This is a genomic window from Streptomyces sp. NPDC005485 (assembly GCF_040606085.1).
In the GTDB taxonomy this organism is placed as follows: Bacteria; Actinomycetota; Actinomycetes; order Streptomycetales; family Streptomycetaceae; genus Streptomyces.
Genome location: NZ_JBEXDZ010000172.1, coordinates 1 through 19,765 on the forward strand (window position 1 = coordinate 1; position 19,765 = coordinate 19,765).

The 19,765-nt window shown below is 70.6% G+C and carries 18 protein-coding genes and 1 pseudogene; 5 read left to right on the forward strand and 14 right to left on the reverse strand.

What is annotated here, in order from left to right; all coding sequences use genetic code 11:
* Positions 1 to 102: 102 nt before the first annotated feature.
* The gene (locus ABZS97_RS37090; RefSeq protein ID WP_356145310.1) at positions 103 to 369 is read right to left on the reverse strand and encodes a GlsB/YeaQ/YmgE family stress response membrane protein; all 267 of its coding nucleotides are present in this window, start codon (positions 367 to 369) and stop codon (positions 103 to 105) included.
* Positions 370 to 532: 163 nt separating this feature from the next.
* Between ABZS97_RS37090 and ABZS97_RS37095 the strand changes: the two genes are divergently transcribed.
* Positions 533 to 1,777: an APC family permease gene (locus tag ABZS97_RS37095; protein WP_356145312.1), complete on the forward strand. Its 1,245-nt coding sequence runs from the start codon at positions 533 to 535 to the stop codon at positions 1,775 to 1,777.
* 97 nt (positions 1,778 to 1,874) lie between these two features.
* Here the strand turns inward: ABZS97_RS37095 and ABZS97_RS37100 are convergent, their stop codons facing one another.
* From ABZS97_RS37100 to ABZS97_RS37160, 13 genes and pseudogenes are all read right to left on the reverse strand, one after another.
* Positions 1,875 to 2,441: an SMI1/KNR4 family protein gene (locus tag ABZS97_RS37100; protein ID WP_356145314.1), complete on the reverse strand. Its 567-nt coding sequence runs from the start codon at positions 2,439 to 2,441 to the stop codon at positions 1,875 to 1,877.
* 96 nt (positions 2,442 to 2,537) lie between these two features.
* A complete protein-coding gene (locus tag ABZS97_RS37105) occupies positions 2,538 to 2,930 on the reverse strand; it encodes a YccF domain-containing protein (RefSeq protein ID WP_356145316.1) in 393 nt (130 codons plus the stop codon).
* A complete protein-coding gene (gene htpX / locus ABZS97_RS37110; protein ID WP_356145318.1) occupies positions 2,927 to 3,790 on the reverse strand; it encodes a zinc metalloprotease HtpX in 864 nt (287 codons plus the stop codon). Before htpX ends, ABZS97_RS37105 begins: the two co-directional genes overlap by 4 nt.
* Positions 3,791 to 3,991: 201 nt before the next feature.
* Complete coding sequence (locus ABZS97_RS37115) at positions 3,992 to 5,491, reverse strand: NADH-quinone oxidoreductase subunit N (RefSeq protein ID WP_356145320.1); 1,500 nt, start codon at positions 5,489 to 5,491, stop codon at positions 3,992 to 3,994.
* Entirely contained in the window at positions 5,488 to 7,065 is a 1,578-nt protein-coding gene (locus ABZS97_RS37120; protein ID WP_356145322.1) for an NADH-quinone oxidoreductase subunit M, read from the reverse strand. Before ABZS97_RS37120 ends, ABZS97_RS37115 begins: the two co-directional genes overlap by 4 nt.
* Before the next feature lie 6 nt (positions 7,066 to 7,071).
* The gene (locus tag ABZS97_RS37125) at positions 7,072 to 9,063 is read right to left on the reverse strand and encodes an NADH-quinone oxidoreductase subunit L (protein ID WP_356145324.1); all 1,992 of its coding nucleotides are present in this window, start codon (positions 9,061 to 9,063) and stop codon (positions 7,072 to 7,074) included.
* Positions 9,060 to 9,425, reverse strand: coding sequence for an NADH-quinone oxidoreductase subunit NuoK (gene nuoK, locus ABZS97_RS37130; RefSeq protein ID WP_356145326.1), 366 nt, complete (start codon positions 9,423 to 9,425; stop codon positions 9,060 to 9,062). The genes ABZS97_RS37125 and nuoK overlap by 4 nt, the downstream gene beginning before the upstream one ends.
* Positions 9,425 to 10,084, reverse strand: coding sequence for an NADH-quinone oxidoreductase subunit J (locus tag ABZS97_RS37135; RefSeq protein WP_356145340.1), 660 nt, complete (start codon positions 10,082 to 10,084; stop codon positions 9,425 to 9,427). Before ABZS97_RS37135 ends, nuoK begins: the two co-directional genes overlap by 1 nt.
* 695 nt (positions 10,085 to 10,779) lie before the next feature.
* A pseudogene (locus tag ABZS97_RS37140) lies at positions 10,780 to 11,319 on the reverse strand (NADH-quinone oxidoreductase subunit I); the annotation flags it as partial.
* Between the two features lie 2 nt (positions 11,320 to 11,321).
* Positions 11,322 to 12,290 carry a complex I subunit 1 family protein gene (locus ABZS97_RS37145; RefSeq protein WP_356145328.1) on the reverse strand — a complete coding sequence of 323 codons (969 nt, stop codon included), beginning with the start codon at positions 12,288 to 12,290 and terminating at the stop codon, positions 11,322 to 11,324.
* On the reverse strand, positions 12,287 to 13,582 hold the full coding sequence (locus tag ABZS97_RS37150; protein WP_356145330.1) for an NADH-quinone oxidoreductase subunit C: 1,296 nt from the start codon (positions 13,580 to 13,582) through the stop codon (positions 12,287 to 12,289). Before ABZS97_RS37150 ends, ABZS97_RS37145 begins: the two co-directional genes overlap by 4 nt.
* Positions 13,579 to 14,229 carry an NADH-quinone oxidoreductase subunit B family protein gene (locus ABZS97_RS37155; RefSeq protein ID WP_356145332.1) on the reverse strand — a complete coding sequence of 217 codons (651 nt, stop codon included), beginning with the start codon at positions 14,227 to 14,229 and terminating at the stop codon, positions 13,579 to 13,581. The genes ABZS97_RS37150 and ABZS97_RS37155 overlap by 4 nt, the downstream gene beginning before the upstream one ends.
* On the reverse strand, positions 14,220 to 14,624 hold the full coding sequence (locus ABZS97_RS37160) for an NADH-quinone oxidoreductase subunit A (RefSeq protein WP_356145342.1): 405 nt from the start codon (positions 14,622 to 14,624) through the stop codon (positions 14,220 to 14,222). The genes ABZS97_RS37155 and ABZS97_RS37160 overlap by 10 nt, the downstream gene beginning before the upstream one ends.
* 234 nt (positions 14,625 to 14,858) lie before the next feature.
* Between ABZS97_RS37160 and ABZS97_RS37165 the strand changes: the two genes are divergently transcribed.
* The 4 genes from ABZS97_RS37165 to ABZS97_RS37180 all read left to right on the forward strand — a co-directional run.
* Positions 14,859 to 16,196, forward strand: coding sequence for a sensor domain-containing protein (locus ABZS97_RS37165; RefSeq protein WP_356145334.1), 1,338 nt, complete (start codon positions 14,859 to 14,861; stop codon positions 16,194 to 16,196).
* A 310-nt stretch (positions 16,197 to 16,506) separates the two neighbouring features.
* Positions 16,507 to 17,862, forward strand: a complete 1,356-nt coding sequence (locus tag ABZS97_RS37170) for a sensor domain-containing protein (RefSeq protein ID WP_356145336.1) — start codon at positions 16,507 to 16,509, stop codon at positions 17,860 to 17,862.
* 356 nt (positions 17,863 to 18,218) lie between these two features.
* Complete coding sequence (locus ABZS97_RS37175; protein ID WP_356145345.1) at positions 18,219 to 18,878, forward strand: response regulator transcription factor; 660 nt, start codon at positions 18,219 to 18,221, stop codon at positions 18,876 to 18,878.
* 294 nt (positions 18,879 to 19,172) lie between these two features.
* The coding region (locus tag ABZS97_RS37180) for a 2-oxoacid:acceptor oxidoreductase family protein (RefSeq protein WP_356145338.1) at positions 19,173 to 19,765 on the forward strand (593 nt) is incomplete at its 3' end.

Here is a 19,765-nt window from a genome sequence, read left to right on the forward strand (position 1 = left end):
GCCCTCTGGGGGCGCCCACACCCGCCCCCCGCGAACGGTGTGGGGGGGCCCCGGGGGCCCCCACCCTTCTCGCCTGCTGGCTGCGGTCTCAGAGGTACGCGCTCAACGGCGCGAGTCGCCGAACAGGATGCGGTAGGCGATCAGCAGCACGAGCGAGCCGCCGATCGCGGATGCCCAGGTGGCGCCGTCGTAGAAGTGCTTGCTGACCGGGTGGTCCAGCCAGCGGGCGGATATCCAGCCCCCGATGAAGGCGCCCGCGACGCCGATGAGGGTCGTCCCTATGAAGCCACCCGGGTCGCGCCCCGGCAGCAGGAACTTGGCGATGGCTCCGGCCAACAGCCCCAGAATGATCCAGCTGATGATGCCCATGCCGTGAACCTGCCTCTCCGCGCTGTGCCCGTGCTGTGCTCATGCTCCGGCCCGGCTGTGTTCATGCGCTCTTACCGCTGGTTGTGCCGGTGTTGTTGTCTCGTCGCCGGGGAGGACGCCTCTGCGACGGCGTCCGGTTGCACTGATCAGTAGGGTGCGGTTCATGACACAGGCCGGTGCGGAGTTGCGGCGGACGCTCGGGGTCGGGGACGCGGTTGTCATCGGTCTCGGGTCGATGGTGGGTGCCGGAATCTTCGCAGCCCTGGGACCCGCGGCGCGGGCAGCCGGGTCGGCGCTGTTCCTGAGCCTCGCCGTCGCCGCCGTGGTCGCCTACTGCAATGCCATGTCCTCGGCGCGGCTGGCCGCGATGTACCCCGCCTCGGGTGGCACCTACGTCTACGGGCGCGAGCGGCTCGGCGACTTCTGGGGCTACCTGGCAGGCTGGTCGTTCGTCGTCGGGAAGACCGCTTCCTGTGCGGCCATGGCGCTCACCGTGGGGGCGTACGTCTGGCCGGGGCAGGCGCACGCGGTGGCGGTCGGGGCCGTGGTGGCACTGACCGCGGTGAACTACGGCGGCGTCCAGAAGTCGGCTTGGCTGACGCGGGCGATCGTGGCGTCGGTTCTCGCGGTCCTCGCTTCCGTGGTGATCGTGTGTCTCGGCTCCGGCGCCGCCGATGCGAGCAGGTTGGACGTCGGGCTCTCGGGCGGCGCGAGCGGGGTGCTTCAGGCAGCCGGTCTGCTGTTCTTCGCGTTCGCCGGGTACGCGCGGATCGCGACCCTCGGTGAGGAGGTACGGGATCCGGCGCACACCATTCCCCGCGCGATCCCCTTGGCCTTGGGCATCGCGCTTGTGGTGTACGCGGGTGTGGCGGTGGCCGTCCTTTCCGTGCTGGGGTCGGGTGGGCTCGGGCACGCGGCCGCCCCGTTGGCCGACGCGGTGCGGGCAGCAGATGCGCCTGGGCTCGTGCCGGTGGTGCGGGTGGGTGCTTCCATGGCTGCGCTCGGCTCGCTCCTCGCTCTGATCCTGGGTGTCTCGCGCACGACGCTGGCCATGGCCCGGGACCGTCATCTGCTGGGCGCCCTGGCCGCCGTGCATCCGCGGTTCAAAGTGCCGCACCGGGCAGAGCTGGCCGTGGGCGCGGTGGTCGCCGTGCTGGCCGCGACGGTGGATGTGCGGGGCGCGATCGGCTTCTCCTCCTTCGGTGTGCTGGCGTACTACGCAGTGGCCAACGCGTCCGCATGGACGCTGAGTTCGACGTGGGTGTCGCGGGTCGTGCCGGTCGTGGGGCTCATCGGTTGCGTGGTCCTGGCGTTCGCGCTGCCCGGCGTGTCGGTGGTCGTGGGCGCGGCTGCGCTGACGGTGGGGGCGGCGGCGTACGGCGTACGGAAGTGGGCGTCCGGGCGGTAGGCGTCCGGGCGGTAGGCGTCCGGGCGGTAGGCGTCCGGGGCGGGACGGATGTCGGGGCCAGAGGCCCGGACATCCGCCAGCGCAGCGGCAGCGGCAGCTAGAGCGTCGGTGCCGCTGCCGTGCGTATCCGGAAGTCGGGCCAGGGGGCCATGTCCGTCTCGTCGTTGGACTCCTCGTACCAGCCCGTGCCGTCGAGCCAGGTGTGCAGCCAGTCCGCGAGGGCCGGGGCGTCCACATACCAGGCGTTGTCGGCCTCGGCGGCGTTCGGCTCGAAGAGCAGGACTGTGGCCTTCGGGCTGCGGCAGTCCACGCACGCGTACATGCCGCAGCCCCAGTGGGATATCGGCAGGACGCCCTCCGGCCAGGGCCAGTCGGGGTCCTTGCGGCCGCTCTTGCGGTTGGCGAGGTACTGCGGGACCGCGGCGGGCTCGCCCGACGGGTGGCTGTCGAGCAAGGGCAGCAGGCCGTACTCCGGGCCGAATCCGCCGTCCCCTATACGCAGGTACAGCGAGGCGAGCAGCGGCGGCAGGGCGAACCCGAGGATGGCCTCGGCGCGGGCGAGCGCGGTGGCCTCCACGGGCTCGGGCAGTGAAGGCCAGCCCCACGGGCGGGTGTTGCGGGCCTCGACTGTCACCCTGTCCAGCAACTGCTCGATCTCGGTCATGGATTCATGATGCAGCGCGGCACTGACAATCGGGCAGCCTGTGGATAACCCTGTGCCGCCAAGGCGTACGTCGTGTGCCGCGCCCCGGCCGCCGCGCTAGCGGCCGGCGAACGGCTGGTCCGTGCGGACGATTTCGCGGCCGAGGGGCAGCAGCGAGACCGGGATCAGCTTGAAGTTGGCGATGCCGAACGGGATGCCGATGATCGTGATGCACAGGAGGAATCCGGTGACGATGTGGGCGATGGCCAGCCACCAGCCCGCGAGGATCAGCCACAGCACGTTGCCGATGCAGGAGGGGGCGCCGGCGTCACGGCGCTCGACCGTCGTATAGCCGAAGGGCCACAGGGCGTAGACCCCGATGCGGAACGCGGCGATGCCGAACGGGATGCCGATGATCGTGATGCACAGCAGTACACCCGCGGCCAGGTATCCGAGGAACAGCCAGAAGCCGCTCAGGACGAGCCAAATGACGTTCAGGATGGTTTTCACTGAGGGCGACCTGCCATTTTCTCGAGCCGGGCGATGCGCTCCGCCATCGGCGGGTGCGTGGAGAACATCTTCGACACTCCCTGTCCCGGGCGGAAGGGGTTCGCGATCATCATGTGGCTCGCGGTCTCGATGCGGGGCTCGGGGGGCAGCGGCAATTGCTTGGTGCCCGCGTCGAGTTTGCGCAGCGCGCTCGCCAGGGCGAGGGGGTCGCCGGTGAGTTGCGCGCCGGACGCATCCGCCTCGTACTCCCTGGAACGGCTGATGGCGAGTTGGATCAGGGATGCGGCGAGCGGTCCCAGAATCATGATCATGAGCATGCCCAGGATGCCGGGGCCGTCGTCGTCGTTCGAGCGGCCGATCGGGATCAGCCAGGCGAAGTTGACCAGGAACATGATCACGGAGGCGAGCGCGCCGGCGACCGACGAGATCAGGATGTCGCGGTTGTAGACGTGGCTGAGTTCGTGGCCGATCACACCGCGCAGCTCGCGCTCGTCCAGGATGCGCAGGATGCCTTCGGTGCAGCACACCGCCGCGTTACGAGGGTTGCGGCCGGTCGCGAACGCGTTCGGCGCCTCCGTCGGTGAGATGTACAGGCGCGGCATCGGTTGGCGGGCCTGTGTGGAGAGCTCACGGACCATCCGGTAGAGGGCCGGGGCCTCGAACTCGCTCACGGGGCGCGCGCGCATCGCGCGTAGAGCCACTTTGTCGCTGTTCCAGTACGCGTACGCGTTGGTGCCGATCGCTACGAAGAGTGCGACGACGAGTCCGGTACGCCCGAAGAAGCTGCCGATGACGATGATGAGTGCGGACAGTCCCCCGAGGAGTACGGCGGTCCTGAGCCCGTTGTGCCGGCGGTGCACGGTACGCCCTCCAAGTGGTGCGGCAGGGGAACCCTTTGCCTGGTGATGCTCTGCTTCCACTCTTCAGTGGACCCTCCCGTACTGGTCAACGCCAGGCGAGGAGCGCTAGTTCCCTTGTGCGGGCACCTGCGCGCGTGGGCCGTCCGGGTGACGGGGCAGGACGGGCCACGCGCGCGTGGAGGGTGTTTTGGGCGGGCCGGGTCAGAACAGGCCGGTGTCCGAGAATCGCAGGATCAGCTGGGGCGCCCCGGACAGGGCGACGCCCAGGACCGCGGTCAGCGCGATGGCGGCCGTCAGTGGGGCCGGCACCCGGTGCTTCTCGGGCTCGCCCTCGGGCGCGCGGAACAGCAGGGTCGTCCACTGGAGGTAGTAGAAGAGGGCGATCACGACGTTGACGGCCATGACCACGGCCAGCCAGCCGAGCCCCGCGTCGACAGCGGACGCGAAGACGGTGACCTTGGCGAAGAGACCGATGATGCCCGGCGGCAGCCCGGCGAGGCAGAGCAGGAAGAAGCCGAGGAGCAGGGCGGCCAGGGGGTTCGACGCGTACAGGCCGCGGTAGTCGCTGATGCGGTTCAGCGCCCTCGTACGGCCCACGAGGGCGGCGACCGCGAAGGCGCCGAGGTTCACGGCCGCGTACATCAGGGCGTACGCGACGGTGGAGCCGATGGCCTTCTCGCCGTCCTTGGAATAGGCGGCGGAGGCGATCGGCACCAGCAGGTAGCCGGCCTGACCGACGGAGGACCAGGCGAGCAGCCGTACCGCGCTGTACGCGCGCGTGGTCTGCTGCCGCAGGGCGCCGACGTTGCCGACGGTCATGGTGAGGGCGGCCAGCGCCGCGAGCGCCGGTCCCCAGACGTCCGCGTACGACGGGAACGCGACGACGGTGACGAGGATCAGCCCGGAGAAGCCGACCGCCTTGCCGACGACCGACAGGTAGGCGGCGATCGGCAGAGGCGCCCCTACGTAGGTGTCGGGCACCCAGAAGTGGAAGGGCACTGCGGCCGTCTTGAAGGCGAAGCCGACGAGAGTGAGGACGACGCCCGCCTGGGCGAGGGTGTGGAACTGGCCGTCGACGTGCTGGATCTTGTCCGCGATCTCGGTGAGGTAGAGGGTGCCGGTCGTCGCGTAGACGAAGCTGACGCCCATGAGGCTCACGGCGGTCGCGGTGACGGAGGACAGGAAGAACTTCAGGGCCGCCTCGGAGGACTTCTTGTCGCCGTGCTTGATGCCGACAAGGGCGAAGGCGGGCAGGGAGGCGACTTCCAGGGCGACGATGAGGGTCGCGAGGTCGCGTGAGGCCGGCAGCAGGGCGGCGCCCGCGGCCGAGGAGAGCAGCAGGAACCAGAACTCCCCTTCGGGGAGTTCCTTGTTGGCGTCCTTGAGGGCGGTCACCGACAACAGGGCCGCAAGAAGTGCGCCGCCGAGGACCAGGAACTGGATGACGAGGGTGAAGCGGTCCGCCGTGTAACTGCACGCGCCTGCGTCGCCCGTCAGACAGAAGGTGGCGCGGTCGCCGTCCAGGAGGGGCAGCAGGAGGAGCGCGGACGCGGCGAGGCCCACGACCGACACCCAGCCGAGTACCGCCTTCTTGTCGTCGCCGAGGAAGAGGTCGGCGACGAGCACGACGAGTCCGACGAGCGCGGTGAGAGTGGGCGGCGCGATCGCGAGCCAGTCGACGGACTGGACGAGGGAGCTCATCGGGTGCCTCCTGCGAGGAGCTGCTGCACGGCCGGGTCGGAGAGGCCGAGGAGGGCCTTCGGCCAGAGTCCGGCGACGACGGTGAGGACGACGAGCGGAGTCCAGGCGGCGAACTCGTAGTTCTGGACGTCGGCGAGTTGCGGGCCGTCCGGCTTCGGAGTCGCGCCCATACAGACGCGGCGGACGACGAGGAGCATGTACGCGGCGGTGAGCAGCGTTCCGAAAGCGGCGATCGCCATGAACGTGAGGAACGCGGGGCGGCTGAGGTCTTCGGCGGGCTTGAACGCGCCGAACAGCGCCAGCATCTCGCCCCAGAATCCGGCGAGGCCCGGCAGGCCGAGCGAGGCGACGGCGCCGAAGGCGATGAGGCCGCCGAGGCGCGGGGCCTTGCCGTAGAGGGCGGCGCCGGTCTCCTCGGCGAGGGTGTCGAGGTCGGTGGTGCCGGTCCGGTCCTTCAGCGCGCCGACCAGGAAGAAGAGGAGGCCGGTGATGAGGCCGTGCGCGATGTTGGCGAAGAGCGCGCCGTTCACGCCGGTCGGGGTCATCGTCGAGATGCCGAGCAGCACGAAGCCCATGTGGCCGACGGAGGAGTACGCGATGAGGCGCTTGAGATCACCCTTCGCACCCTGTTTGGCGAGGGCCAGGCAGGCCAGGGATCCGTAGATGATCCCGACGACGGCGAAGGCGGCGAGGTAGGGCGCGAAGGTGTGCAGACCGTCGGGCGCGACCGGCAGCAGAATCCGGACGAAACCGTACGTACCCATCTTCAGCAGCACTCCGGCCAGCAGGACCGAGCCAACGGTCGGCGCGGCCGTGTGCGCGTCCGGCAGCCAGCTGTGCAACGGCCACATCGGCGTCTTGACCGCGAGCCCGATTCCGATCGCCAAAACGGCGATGACCTGCACGGATGTGGTCAGCCCGTGGCCGTTGTCAGTGGCGAGTGCCACCATGTCAAATGTGCCGGACTTGATTCCGATCAGGAGCAGGCCCAGCAGCATGACGACCGAACCGAGCAGCGTGTACAGGATGAACTTCCAGGCAGCGGCCTGGCGTTCCGCACCGCCCCATCGGGCGATGAGGAAGTACATCGGGATGAGCACCATCTCGAACGCGAGGAAGAACAGCAGCAGGTCGAGGACGGCGAAGGTCGCGAGGGTGCCGGACTCAAGGACGAGCAGCAGGGCGACGAAGGCCTTCGGGGTCGGACCCGCGGGCATCTTGAAGTAGCTGTAGAGCGCGCAGAGGAAGGTCAGCAGCGCGGTCAGGACCAGAAGGGGGAGGGAAATGCCGTCGATGCCGAGGTGGATCCGCACGTCGAGTGCGGGGATCCAGCTGATGTCCGTCGTGGCCTGCATCTTCGACGGGTGGTCGTGGTCGAAGCCGAGCGCGAGGACGATCGCGGCGATGAGCACCGCGCCGGTCACGGTCACGCCGTGCCGCAGCACGGCCTGCTCGGGCGACTTCCCCTTCAGCCCGGGCGGGGCCGGCAGAAGAGCGGCGGCGGCCCCGATGAGCGGGCCGACGACGATGAATGCCAGAAGAATCTGCATCACGGACTCGTTGATATCGATCACGCCTGCTCACGCTCCCGTGGCGACGAGGAGGGCGGCGACCACCAGGACGACGGTGCCGGCGAGCAGCGCGCTCACATAGGTCTGCACGTTGCCGGTCTGGGCGCGGCGTACGGCCGCGCCGAGCCAGCGGGGTAGGGCGCCCGCACCGCGTACGTAGGTGTCGACGACCTCGCGGTCGAGGAATCGCACCAGTGCGGCCGCGGCCTGGACCGGGCGGACGAAGAGCGCCGCGTAGACGGCGTCCAGGTGGAAGCCGACGGCAGCGTGGCGGTGCAGCGGGCCGAGCAGCAGTCGGCCCGGGTCGGCCGGGTCGGGCGCGGAGGCCACGTTTCCGTAGGCGGGTGCATGGCTCGCGATGGCTTCGGCCTCGACCAGCCCGGGGTCGCCCTCGGGGTGGGCCGCGACGGCGCCCAGCGGGACGCGGGCCGCCATAGCGGTGGTGTGCCGCCAGGCGCCGTAGGTGACGAGTCCGCCGACGAGGGCGAGCCCGGTGCCGAGCACGGACGTGGTGAGGACCGGCGTGAGGTCGCGGCCGTCGAACCAGTCGGGCAGCGGCCCGTACGCCAGGCCGACGGCGAGCGAGGGGACCGCCAGGACCCACAGTGTCACGGTCATGGTGAGGGGCTGCCTGCCGTGGTCGGGGGCCTCGGGGCCCCGGCCGCGGAAGGCCAGCAGCCAGAGGCGGGTGGCGTAGGCGGCGGTGAGCACGGCAGTGAGCAGGCCGGCGACGAGGACGATCCAGCCCGCGGCGCCGGGGGCGTGCTCGGTGTGGCCGGTGGCGACGTGTTCGGCGGCGCCGAGGACGGCTTCCTTGGAGAAGAAGCCGCTGAACGGCGGCATCGCGGCGAGGGCGAGCAGCGCCACGGTCATCGTCCAGTAGGCGTCGGGGATGCGGGCGCGCAGGTCCTTCATCCGGGACATGGCGGCCAGCGAGTTGGTGCCGGTCGCGTGAATGATCACGCCGGCCGCGAGGAACAGGAGCGCCTTGAAGGCGCCGTGCGACAGGAGGTGGAAGACGGCGGCACCACGGTCGCCGACGGCAAGGGCGCCGGTCATGTAGCCGAGTTGGCCGATCGTCGAGTACGCGAGGACGCGCTTGATGTCGTCCTGGGCGAGCGCGGCGAGTGCCGAGCCGGCCATCGTGACGGCGGCCATGACGGCGAGGACGACCATCGCGGCCGAGGAGGACTGGAAGACGGGGAGGAGCCGGGCGATGAAGTAGACACCGGCGGCGACCATCGTCGCGGCGTGGATCAGGGCGGAGACGGGCGTGGGGCCCGCCATCGCGTCGGGGAGCCAGGTGTGCAGCGGGAACTGCGCCGACTTGCCCGCCACGCCGGCGAGGAGCAGCAGAGCGATCAGCGTCGGGTGGTCGAGTCCGCCGCCGGCGACCGCGCCGAGGACCTTGGTGATGCGGAAGGACCCGGCGTCGGTGGCCAGTGCGAACAGGCCGATGAGGAAGGGGACGTCGCCGAGCTTGGTGACCAGGAAGGCCTTGATCGAGGCGGCGCGGGCCTCGGGGGTCTCCCAGTAGTGGCCGACCAGGAAGTACGAGCAGATGCCCATGATCTCCCAGCCGACCAGGAGCACGATCAGGTCGCCGGAGTAGACGACCAGCAGCATCGCGGAGGTGAAGAGGGAGACGAGAGCGGCGTACGAGGGGTAGCGCGGGTCGTCGCGCAGGTAGCCCGTCGAGTAGATCTGCACGCAGGACGCGACCAGGCCGACCAGGACGGCGACAAGGGCGGCGAAGCCGTCGATGTGCAGAGCCAGTTCGACCGGGACCGAGCCGGTGGGTGTCAGCTCGGTGGCGGCGTTGACCGCCTGCTCGCCGCCCTGGCGTACGGCGACCAGCACGGCGACGACGAGTGCGGTCAGGGTCGGCAGGACGGCGAGGGGGCGGACGAAGCCCGGGGCCGTGCGGCCGAGGAGGAGTCCCGCCACGGAGCCCAGGAAAGGTAGGAGGGGGACGAGGACGGCGAGGGTGGTCGTGGTCACGCGGTGGCCTCAGCCTTCTCGGCCGCGGGTGCGCCACTGTCGTGGCCCTCGGCGGTGTCGCGGAGCTTGTCGATGTCCGAGGTGCCGCGATTGCGGTGGACGGCGAGGACGATCGCCAGGCCGATGCCGATCTCGGCGGCGGCGATGGCGATGGTGAACAGGGTCAGTGCCTGACCGGAGTGCAGGGTGTCGCGGGCGGTCCTGGAGAGCCAGACGTCGAAGGCGACGAGGTTCAGGTTGACGGCGTTGAGCATCAGTTCGACGGACATCAGGACGAGGATCGCGTTGCGCCGCGCGAGGACTCCGTACAGGCCCGTGCAGAAGAGGAGGGCGGAGAGTACGGCGGGATAGGCGAGGTGCATCAGCGGGGCCCTTCCTTGGCCGGGGACTGCCCGTCGGAGGCGGCCGTACGGCTCGGGGTACCGCGTGCGGCGGAGGGGCCGGCAGCGGAGGGGGTGCCCGGCCCGGAGAGGGTGTTCGGCCCTGTGGGAGTGCCTCGCCCGGAGGCGGGGCGGGCGGTGGTGCCGGCCGCGTCCGCCTTCGCCTTGCGGGAGAGGACGATCGCGCCGACAAGGGCGGCGAGGAGGAGGACAGAGAGCGCTTCGAAGGGAAGCACCCAGTTCTGGAAGAGGCTTGCGCCGGTCACGGCTGTGGAACCGGCGGCGGCGCCGTCCAGGTCGACCCAGGTCGTCCGGAAGGCGTCGACAACGACCCAGATCAGGGCGCCGGCCGCGGCGACGGCCACGGTCAGGGCGGCCCAGCGGTTGCCGGAGTCGGCGTCCGGGGAGCGGCCGATGGGGGCCCTGGTGAGCATCAGACCGAACAGGAGGAGAACGACGACGGAGCCGACGTAGATGAGGACCTGCACCCAGGCGATGAACTCGGCCGTGAGGAGGAGGTATTCGACGGCGATACCGCCGAGCGCCACCACGAGCCACAGGGCGGCGTGCACCAGTTGCTTGGTGGTGACGGTGACGATCGCGGCGCCGAAGGTGACCAGGCCGACGAGGAGGAAGGCGATCTCGACGCCGGTCGGGGAGAGGAAGCCGTGGCCCTCGGCGGCGGTGGTGGTCGCGGCCCGCGCCGCGGCGGCCGTTCCTGCTGCGGCCGTTGCTGCGGCGAGACTCACGACTCACCCTCCTGCGGATCGGCGGGCGGGGCGGGCGGTCCGGTGGTGGTGGGGGTTTCGGCGGTGTCGGCCGTATCGGCGGCCGGAGGTTCGGGCGCGCCCACAGCCGGAGGCTCGGTCGTGCCGGCGCCTGCGCCTGCGCCTGCACCGGTACCTGTGCTCATGCCGGTGTCCTCGGCTGAGGTCTCGGCCTGGGCGGGAGTCTGCGGCTCTGCCTGGGCGGGAGTCTGCGGCTCTGCCTGGGCGGGAGCCTGCGGCTCTGCCTTGGCGGGAGCCTGGGCGGGAGTCTGCGGCTCTGCCTGGGCGGGAGCCTGGGCGGGAGCCTGGGCGGGAGTCTGGGCGGGAGTCTGGGCGGGAGTCTGGGCGGGAGTCTGCGGCTCTGCCTGGGCGGGAGTCTGCGGCTCTGCCTTGGCGGGAGCCTGGGCGGGAGTCTGCGGCTCTGCCTGGGCGGGAGCCTGGGCGGGAGCCTGGGCGGGAGCCTGGGCGGGAGTCTGGGCGGGAGTCTGGGCGGGAGTCTGCGGCTCTGCCTGGGCGGGAGTCTGCGGCTCTGCCTTGGCGGGGGTCCGGGTGGGGGTCGGAGACTCGGGCTCGGTGGCTGTTGCCTGTTCTGCGGCGAGTTTGTCGGCGGCTTTGCGGGCGGCGGTGAATTCCTTGGGTTCCTCGGCGCCGGGGTCGAGGGCGGGTGGGGCCGGGACCGTCCACATCCACTCGCGGAGCTTGTCGCGCTCATGGGTGAGTTCGTGGATGTCGGTCTCCGCGTACTCGAACTCGGGGGACCAGAAGAGGGCGTCGAAAGGGCAGACCTCGATGCAGATACCGCAGTACATGCAGAGGGAGAAGTCGATGGCGAAGCGGTCGAGGACGTTGCGGCTGCGCTCGCGTCCGCCGGGGGCGGCGGGCGGGACCGTCTCCTTGTGGGAGTCGATGTAGATGCACCAGTCGGGGCACTCGCGGGCGCACAGCATGCAGACCGTGCAGTTCTCCTCGAAGAGGCCGATGACGCCGCGCGAACGGGGCGGGAGGTCGGGCTGGGCGTCCGGGTACTGCGCGGTGTGCGAGCGCTTCGTCATCGTGCGGAGAGTGACGGCCAGGCCCTTGGCGAGGCCACTGCCGGGGATCGGAGCCATGGTTACGAGATCACCACCTTCACGACGCCGGTGAGGGCGATCTGGGCGAGAGCGAGCGGGACGAGGAGGGTCCAGGAGAGTTTCTGGAGCTGGTCCTCGCGAAGACGGGGGTAGGTGACGCGCAGCCAGATCACGACGAAAGCCAGGACCGCGGTTTTCAGGAGGGTCCAGACCCAGCCGAGGCCGTCGGCGCCTCCCGGGCCGTGCCAGCCGCCCAGGAAGAGGACGGTGGTCAGACCGCACAGGACGACGATTCCGGCGTACTCGGCGAGGAGGAAGAGAGCGAAACGCAGGCCGGTGTACTCGGTGTACGCGCCGAAGATGATCTCCGAGTCGGCGACCGGCATGTCGAAGGGCGGCCGCTGGAGCTCGGCCAGTCCCGCGACGAAGAAGACGATCGCGCCGACGATCTGCCACGGCAGCCACCACCACTCGAAGGCGTCGACGATGCCGGGGAGGGAGACGGTGCCGGCCGCCATCGCCACGGAGGCGGCGGTGAGCAGCATGGGCAGTTCGTAGGCGAGGAGCTGGGCTGCCGTACGGAGGCCGCCGAGGAGGGAGAACTTGTTGGCGGAGGCCCAGCCGGCCATGAGTGAGCCGAGGACTCCGACGCCCATGACGGCGAGCACGAAGAAGATGCCCGCGTCGACGACCTCGCCGACAGCTCCCTCGCCGGGGCCGATCGGGATGGCGAGGAGGACCAGGAGGTACGGGAGGAGGGCCACGGCGGGGGCGAGTTGGAAGATACGGCGGTCCGCGCCCGCGGGGACGATGTCTTCCTTCTGCGCGAACTTCACGCCGTCCGCGACCAGTTGGGCCCAGCCGTGGAAGCCACCCGCGTACATCGGGCCCAGGCGGCCCTGCATGTGGGCCATCACCTTGTGCTCGGTCTGCCCCACGATCAAGGGGAACGTCAGGAACACGACGAAGACGACGAGGAGTCGCAGGGCGACGTCGAGAGCGTCGTTCACTGCGCGCCTCCTGCGGGGTTCGGCGGATCTGACGGGTCCGGCGGGTCCACCGAGCTTGTCTGGTCCTCCGAGTCCACCGGGCTTGCCTGGTCCGGCGGGTCCACCGGGCTTGCCTGGTCCTCCGAGTCCACCGGGCTTGCCTGGTCCGGCGGGTTCACCGGGCTTGCCTGGTCCGGCGGGTCGGCGGAGGCGGGGTCCTGGCTCTCGTCGGACTGCGGGACGGATTCCGGCGCGGCCTCCGTTGCCGGAGTCGCGGACCCCGAGGTGGCATCGGTCGTCGGAGCCGCTTCAGTCCCCGAGGTGGTGTCGGTCGCCGGCGTGGCCTTGGGGTCGCGGTCCTGGCCCGGCTCTTCGAACGCGGGGCGGGCGTGGTGCCACGGGGCGTCCGTGCCGCGCGGCGTGTCGGGACCGCTCGGTGACGGTGCGGCAGGCGGCTTGGGCTCGTTGCCGGCCGGGGCCGCGGAAGGCGTCGGTGCGGCGGCGGTTTCCGCGCGTTGGGTCGCCGAGCCCTGGCTCGCGCTGCGTGCGCGGCGGGCCGGTGCCGGGGTGTCCGCAGAGGCGGGGGGAGCCGCCTGGCCGACCGAACCCTCGGCTGCCGCCTGGCCGACCGGACCCTCGGCTGCCGCCTGGCCGACCGAACCCTCGGCTGCCGTGCGGGCTCGGCGTGCCGGGCGGTCGCCTGCCGCGCGGGCGGCGCCGCGGGCCGGGCGGGAGGGGGCGGGCGGGAGTTGGCCCTTGAGGGGGCCCCACTCGTTGGGGTCGGGGACGCCCGGGGGGAGCATCTGGCGGCGCTTGGGTCCGCCGTGCTCGGACTCGCCGGGTTCCTTCGCGCCGGGCCAGGCCTTGGCCACGCGGGCGGCGAGGACGAAGTCCTTGCGGAGGGGGTGGCCCTCGAAGTTTTCGGGCAGCAGGAGGTGGTCCAGTGCCGGGTGGCCCTCGAAGGAGACGCCGAACATTTCGTGGGTCTCACGTTCGTGCCAGGCGGCGCCGGCGTAGACGGAGATCGCGGACGGCAGGACCGCCGCCTCGTGCGGAACCGTCGTCCGTACGAGAAGCCTGCGCACCGGGGACAGCGCCACCACGTGGGCGGAGACGCGGAAGCCGGTGCCGGGTTCGTCGACGGCGCTCAGCCAGTCGAAGTACGTGCACGACAGGGTGGTGCGGGCCATCTCCAGGGCGGTGATCCAGGCCGTCGGCGGTACGTCGACCGTGAGGACGTCGTACGACTCCTCGGCCGTGGCCTCCGGGCCGAAGAGTTCCTCGACGGGAGCGGGCAGCCAGCCGACGGTCATCGGCCCTCCCCCGCGACCGGACCCGACACCGGACCCGACGCCGGACCCTCAGCCGGTGGCCCGGCCGGCGGCTGCACCAGCCCGCTCTGCAGTGCGGCCGTCGACGGGCGTGTGACGCCGTACCGCTCCCCCAGTGATTCCCGAGCGATCTTCTCCTGGAGCTTGAGGATGCCTTGGAGGAGGGCTTCCGGACGCGGGGGGCAGCCGGGGACGTAGACGTCGACGGGGATGATCTGGTCGACGCCCTTGGTGACGGAGTACGAGTCCCAGTAGGGGCCGCCGCAGTTGGAGCAGGCGCCGAACGAGATGACGTACTTCGGCTCGGGCATCTGCTCGTACAACCGCTTCACGGCGGGCGCCATCTTGTCCGTCACCGTCCCCGACACCACCATCAGGTCGGCCTGGCGCGGACCCGGTGCGAAGGGGATCACGCCGAGGCGGATGAAGTCGTGGCGGGCCATCGACGCGGCGATGAACTCGATCGCGCAGCAGGCGAGGCCGAAGTTGAAGACCCAGAGCGAGTAGCGGCGGCCCCAGTTGAGGACGACCTTCATGGGCTCCGGGGCGAGGCGCGAGAGGGCGCCGAGCCGCTTCGGCTCCGGGAGGAGAACGGGCTCCGGCGCATGTGCTTCCGGCGTCACGCCCATGTGAGGACGCCCTTCTTGTATGCGTACAGCAGGCCGACGGCGAGGAAGCCGAGGAAGAGGAACATCTCCACGAGGGTCGCGGCGCCGTAGCCGGGCGCTGCGAAGACCGTCGCCCAGGGGAAGAGGAAGATCGAGTCGACGGCGAAGATGACGTAGAGGAAGGCGTAGACGTAGTAGCGGACCTGGGTGTGGGCCCAGCCCTCGCCGACGGGGTCGACACCGCACTCGTACGTCAGGAGTTTCTCGGGGGTGGGGACCACCGGCCGCAGCAGACGTCCCGCGCCGAAGGCGACGGCGACGAACAGCACGCCGACGAGGGCGAGCAGTCCGACGACCGAGTAGGACTGGAAATAGTCCGCCGCGACGACGGCTCGGTTCCCGGTTCCCGCGACCATGGTCGGTTCCGGCACGTCCGCCCCTCGCTCCCTGAACGTTGTGTTCGACGATCTGTACGCACCGGAGTCTAGGGCCTGCTAAAGAGACGGTAAGCAGCCCGTCACAGGTTGCCATGCCCGAAGGCGTTCGTCGCCCTGTCCGAACGCGTTCGGGGGTGGGGTGGGGTTTTCCCCAGGGGAACCTGGCGGTCCCCCTCATGGCATTACGGCCCGCGGCCCGGCAGGCTGGCGGACATGACCGAACGCAGCACCACGCACGGGCCGGGGGCGCCCGTCATCGGCCCGCCGGACGAAAGCACCTACCGGGACTCCTACGCAGGCGCCTACGGCGGCACGTCCGACGCAGCCCACAACGGCGCCCACGGCGGCAAGTACGGCGGCGCGTACGGCGGAGCCACCGACGGCACCGCGGACGGAGACCAGCTGCCGCCCGCCCGATTCGCCCTCGGCGGGCAGACGTGGAAGGAGATCGCGCATCTCCTCACGAATCTCCCGCTCGCCATCGTCGGCTTCACGTACGTCGCGGCGATGGTGTTCACCGGTGCGGGGCTCGCGGTGACGGTGGTCGGACTGCCGTTGCTGGCCGGCGGGCTGCGGGGCGTGCGGCAGCTGGGCAAGGCGGAGCGGGCGCGGGCGCGGAAGCTGCTCGGCCTGCGGATCGACGAGCCGAGCCCGCTGCCGGTGCGCCGGACCGGTTTCTTCGGCTGGCTGTGGTCGAGCCTGAAGGACCCGGTGGGCTGGCGGACGGTCCTGTACGAGTTCATACGGCTGCCGTGGGGCATCGCGACGTTCACGATCACGATGGTGTCGTTGTTCGTGCTGTGGCCGGTGCTGCCGTTCCTCGCGCGGGGGCTGACGAACGTGGACCGGGCCCTGGTGCGCGGGCTGCTGTCGCCCTCCGACGAGCTGGAGCGGCGTATCGCCGAGCTGGAGTCGGACCGCGGGGTCGTCGTGGACACGGCCGCGGCCGACCTGCGCCGTATCGAACGCGATCTGCACGACGGGGCGCAGGCCCGGCTGGTCAACCTCGCGATGGGGCTCGGTCTCGCGAAGGAGAAGCTTCTGGAGGGCCAGGCCGACGAGCAGGTCGCGGCCATGGTCGACGAGGCGCACGGCGAGGTGAAGCTCGCCCTGCAGGAGCTGCGTGACCTGGCGCGCGGCATCCACCCGGCGGTTCTCACCGACCGGGGCCTGGACGCGGCGCTGTCGTCGGTCGCCTCCCGGTGCACCGTGCCGGTGAAGGTGACGGCCGACCTCCCGGCCCGCCCGGCGGCGGCCATCGAGGGCATCGCCTACTTCACCGTCTCCGAGCTGCTGCAGAACGTCAGCAAGCACAGCGGGGCGCGATCCGCGTCCGTCGATGTGTGGCGCTCGGACGAGCGGCTGCTGATCCAGGTCCAGGACGACGGGCGCGGCGGCGCCGGCCTGGACGGCGGTACGGGGATGGCGGGGCTCGCGGACCGGCTCGGCGCGGTCGACGGCCTGTTCGTCATCGACTCGCCGGTCGGCGGCCCGACCACCATCACGGCGGAACTGCCGTGGCGGGACCGCCAGGACGGGCCGGAACGCTAGTCACCGGCACCCGCACCACTCCTGCCACCGCCACCACGCCCGCCAGCGGCCCCGGCATCGGCATCGGCATCGGCATCGGCATCGGCATCGGCATCGGCACGACAGTCGTAAAAACGAACGCCCGGCGCGCCACAGAGCCCGCCGGGCGTCCGCGTTCCTCCCGCGCGAGGTCAGGCCGAGATGAGGTAGGGAAAACCCCCGCCCCAAGACGCCGACCCGCTCCATGGCCCGAAAGCACCGCGGCCAGCAGAGTGGAGATACAAGCCGGCGAGCAGACGCGCAGAACAGACGAGTAGAACGGACGACGCCGATGGCCACGGAGTACGGACAGGGGTACGGGTCGCACAGTGGTCCCGGATTCCGCGGGGCGGGCGCCGATGAGCGGCGGCACCGTCTCCCGGCCCCGCTGCGGGCGCCGATCGAGGCCCGCAGCTGGCGTGAGTTCGGCTATGTGATGCTCAGCTTCCCGATCAGCGTCGTCATGTTCACGTTCACCGTCACGATGTTCTCGCTCGGCGCCGGTCTGCTGATCACCTTCGTCGGCGTCCCGGTGCTCGCGGCGACCCTGGCGAGCTGCCGCGGCTTCGGCTCGCTGGAGCGGGCGCGGGCGCGCGCACTGCTCCGCCTGGAGGTGGCCGAGCCGGAGCCGCTGCGCATGAAGGGGCACGGGGCGCTGGCCTGGATGGGGGCCGTGCTGAAGAGCGGCACGTCCTGGCGGCATCTGCTGTACGCGGTGCTGCACTTCCCGTGGGCCGTGTTCTCGTTCGTCGTGGCGCTGAATGTCTGGGCGTACGGCTGGGCCCTGCTGACGTACCCGCTGTGGTTCTGGATCTTCCCGATGTACGGCGGCCAGGGCGGGCTTCAGTTGTACGGCGACGGCACACACTCGATCTACCTCGACAACCCGTTCGAGATCACGGTGACCGCGCTGGTCGGGCTGCTCTTCACGATGGCCACGCCGTGGATCGTGCGGGCGCTGACGACGGTGGACCGGCTGATGGTGCACGGGCTGCTCGGCCCTTCGAAGCTGGCGACGCGTGTGGTGGAGCTGGAGTCGGACCGCGGGGTCGTGGTGGACACGGCCGCGGCCGACCTGCGCCGTATCGAACGCGATCTGCACGACGGGGCGCAGGCCCGGCTGGTCAACCTCGCGATGGGGCTCGGCCTCGCGAAGGAGAAGCTGACGGAGGACCCGCAGGCCGCGGCGCGCATGGTCGACGAGGCGCACGGTGAGGTGAAGACGGCGTTGCAGGAGCTGCGGGATCTGGCGCGCGGCATCCACCCGGCGGTTCTCACCGACCGGGGCCTGGACGCGGCGCTGTCCGCGGTGGCCTCGCGTTGCACGGTGCCGGTGCAGGTCGAGGTGGACCTGCCGTCCCGGCCGGCGCCCGCCATCGAGGGGATCGCCTACTTCACGGTGTCCGAGCTGCTGCAGAACATCAGCAAGCACTCGCGGGCGACCGTCGCCATGGTCGATGTGTGGCGCGTCGAGAACCGGCTGATGATCCAGGTCACCGACAACGGTGTGGGTGGAGCGGACGTCTCGGGCGGGTCCGGGCTGGCGGGGCTCGCCGAGCGGCTCGACGCGGTGGACGGGATTCTGGTGGTGGACTCGCCTGTGGCCGGGCCGACCCGGATCACGGCGGAGCTGCCCTGGCGGGGGTGACGCCTGCCGGGACCTGCCGGGCCTGTCGGGGGACGGGGGGCGGGCCCTACGGGGTTTCGCCCCCTCCGCCCATACCCGTCCCGTTGTCCTGGGGCTGCGCCCCCTTCCCCCTGCCATCCCGCTTCGCGCTCGTCCTCGAACGCCGAACGCCGAACGCCGAACGGGCTGAAATGCCCCAACCACTCCCGGCTATTCCCGTTGCTCGGGAGCGGTCCGGTCCCGATGCTGGAATGCTGGGGGCTGTCGTATGAGCGGGGACTGGACCGGCGGAAGCCGGGAGCGGACCCCGGCGGGCCGGGAGGTACCGGTGCGGGCCGGGGACGGGCTGTGGGGGGCCGAAAATCGTGGAGGACAGGGTGCGGGTGGTCATCGCCGAGGATTCAGTGCTGCTCAGGGAGGGCCTGACCCGGTTGCTGACCGACCGTGGGCACGACGTGGTGGCGGGTGTCGGGGACGGTGACGCGCTGATCAAGACCATCACCGAGCTGGCGACGCAGAACGAGCTGCCTGACGTCGTCGTCGCCGATGTGCGGATGCCGCCGACACACACCGACGAGGGGGTCAGGGCCGCGGTGCAGCTGCGCAAGGCGCATCCCGGGCTCGGCGTCCTGGTGCTGTCGCAGTACGTCGAGGAGCAGTACGCCACCGAACTGCTCGCGGGTTCGAGTCACGGGGTCGGCTATCTGCTCAAGGACCGGGTAGCCGAGGTACGTGAGTTCGTCGACGCGGTGGTGCGGGTGGCCCAGGGAGGCACAGCGCTGGACCCCGAAGTGGTGGCGCAGCTGCTCGGCCGCAGCCGCAAGCAGGACGTGCTCGCGGGACTCACCCCGCGTGAGCGAGAAGTCCTGGGACTGATGGCCGAGGGGCGCACGAACTCGGCCGTCGCCCGTCAGCTGGTGGTGAGCGACGGCGCGGTGGAGAAGCACGTCAGCAACATCTTCCTGAAGCTCGGTCTGTCCCCAAGTGACGGGGACCACCGGCGTGTTCTGGCCGTGCTCACCTATCTGAACTCCTGACTACCTGACACTGTGTCAGCTGCTAGGTGAAGCCGGAATCGCCGCGTGTGAAACCGGACCAGTGCCCGAACCAATGTGCGTGAAGCAAGAACCAGTGGGTGAGCGGGGAGCGTCTACCAGGAAAGCGCCGGGGGGCGAGCAAATCATGGCAAATCAGGGCGCGTGGTCGTCTCAAATGGGTGTCCATCATGCGAATGGCCACAGGAAGGCGACCCTTACCGACGTAGGGTTGATATTGGGAAGGCCGGCGGGACGGCCACTCCCGAAAAGCCGCCTCGAGGGAGGTCCAGTTCAGTGACGAGCCAGGTCAGTAGCCCAGCGGAGCAGGCCGACGAAGCCGTCGTAGGAGAACAGCGCAAACCGGTGGGGGCGAAGGATGTCCGCCGGCTGGACCGGGTGATCATTCGGTTCGCGGGGGACTCGGGTGACGGTATGCAGCTGACGGGGGACCGGTTCACCTCGGAGACGGCGTCGTTCGGTAATGATCTGTCCACGTTGCCGAACTTCCCCGCCGAGATCCGGGCGCCTGCAGGCACTCTGCCGGGCGTTTCGTCGTTCCAGCTGCATTTCGCCGACCACGACATCCTGACCCCCGGCGATGCGCCGAATGTGCTGGTGGCGATGAACCCGGCCGCGTTGAAGGCGAACGTGGGCGATCTGCCGCGCGGCGCGGAGATCATCGTCAACACGGACGAGTTCACCAAGCGGGCGATGGCGAAGGTCGGTTATGCGGCCTCCCCGTTGGAGGACGGTTCGCTGGATGGCTATCAGGTGCATCCGGTGCCGCTGACCACAATGACCGTTCAGGCGCTGAGCGAGTTCGAGCTGTCGCGCAAGGAGGCCGAGCGCAGCAAGAACATGTTCGCGCTGGGGCTGTTGTCGTGGAT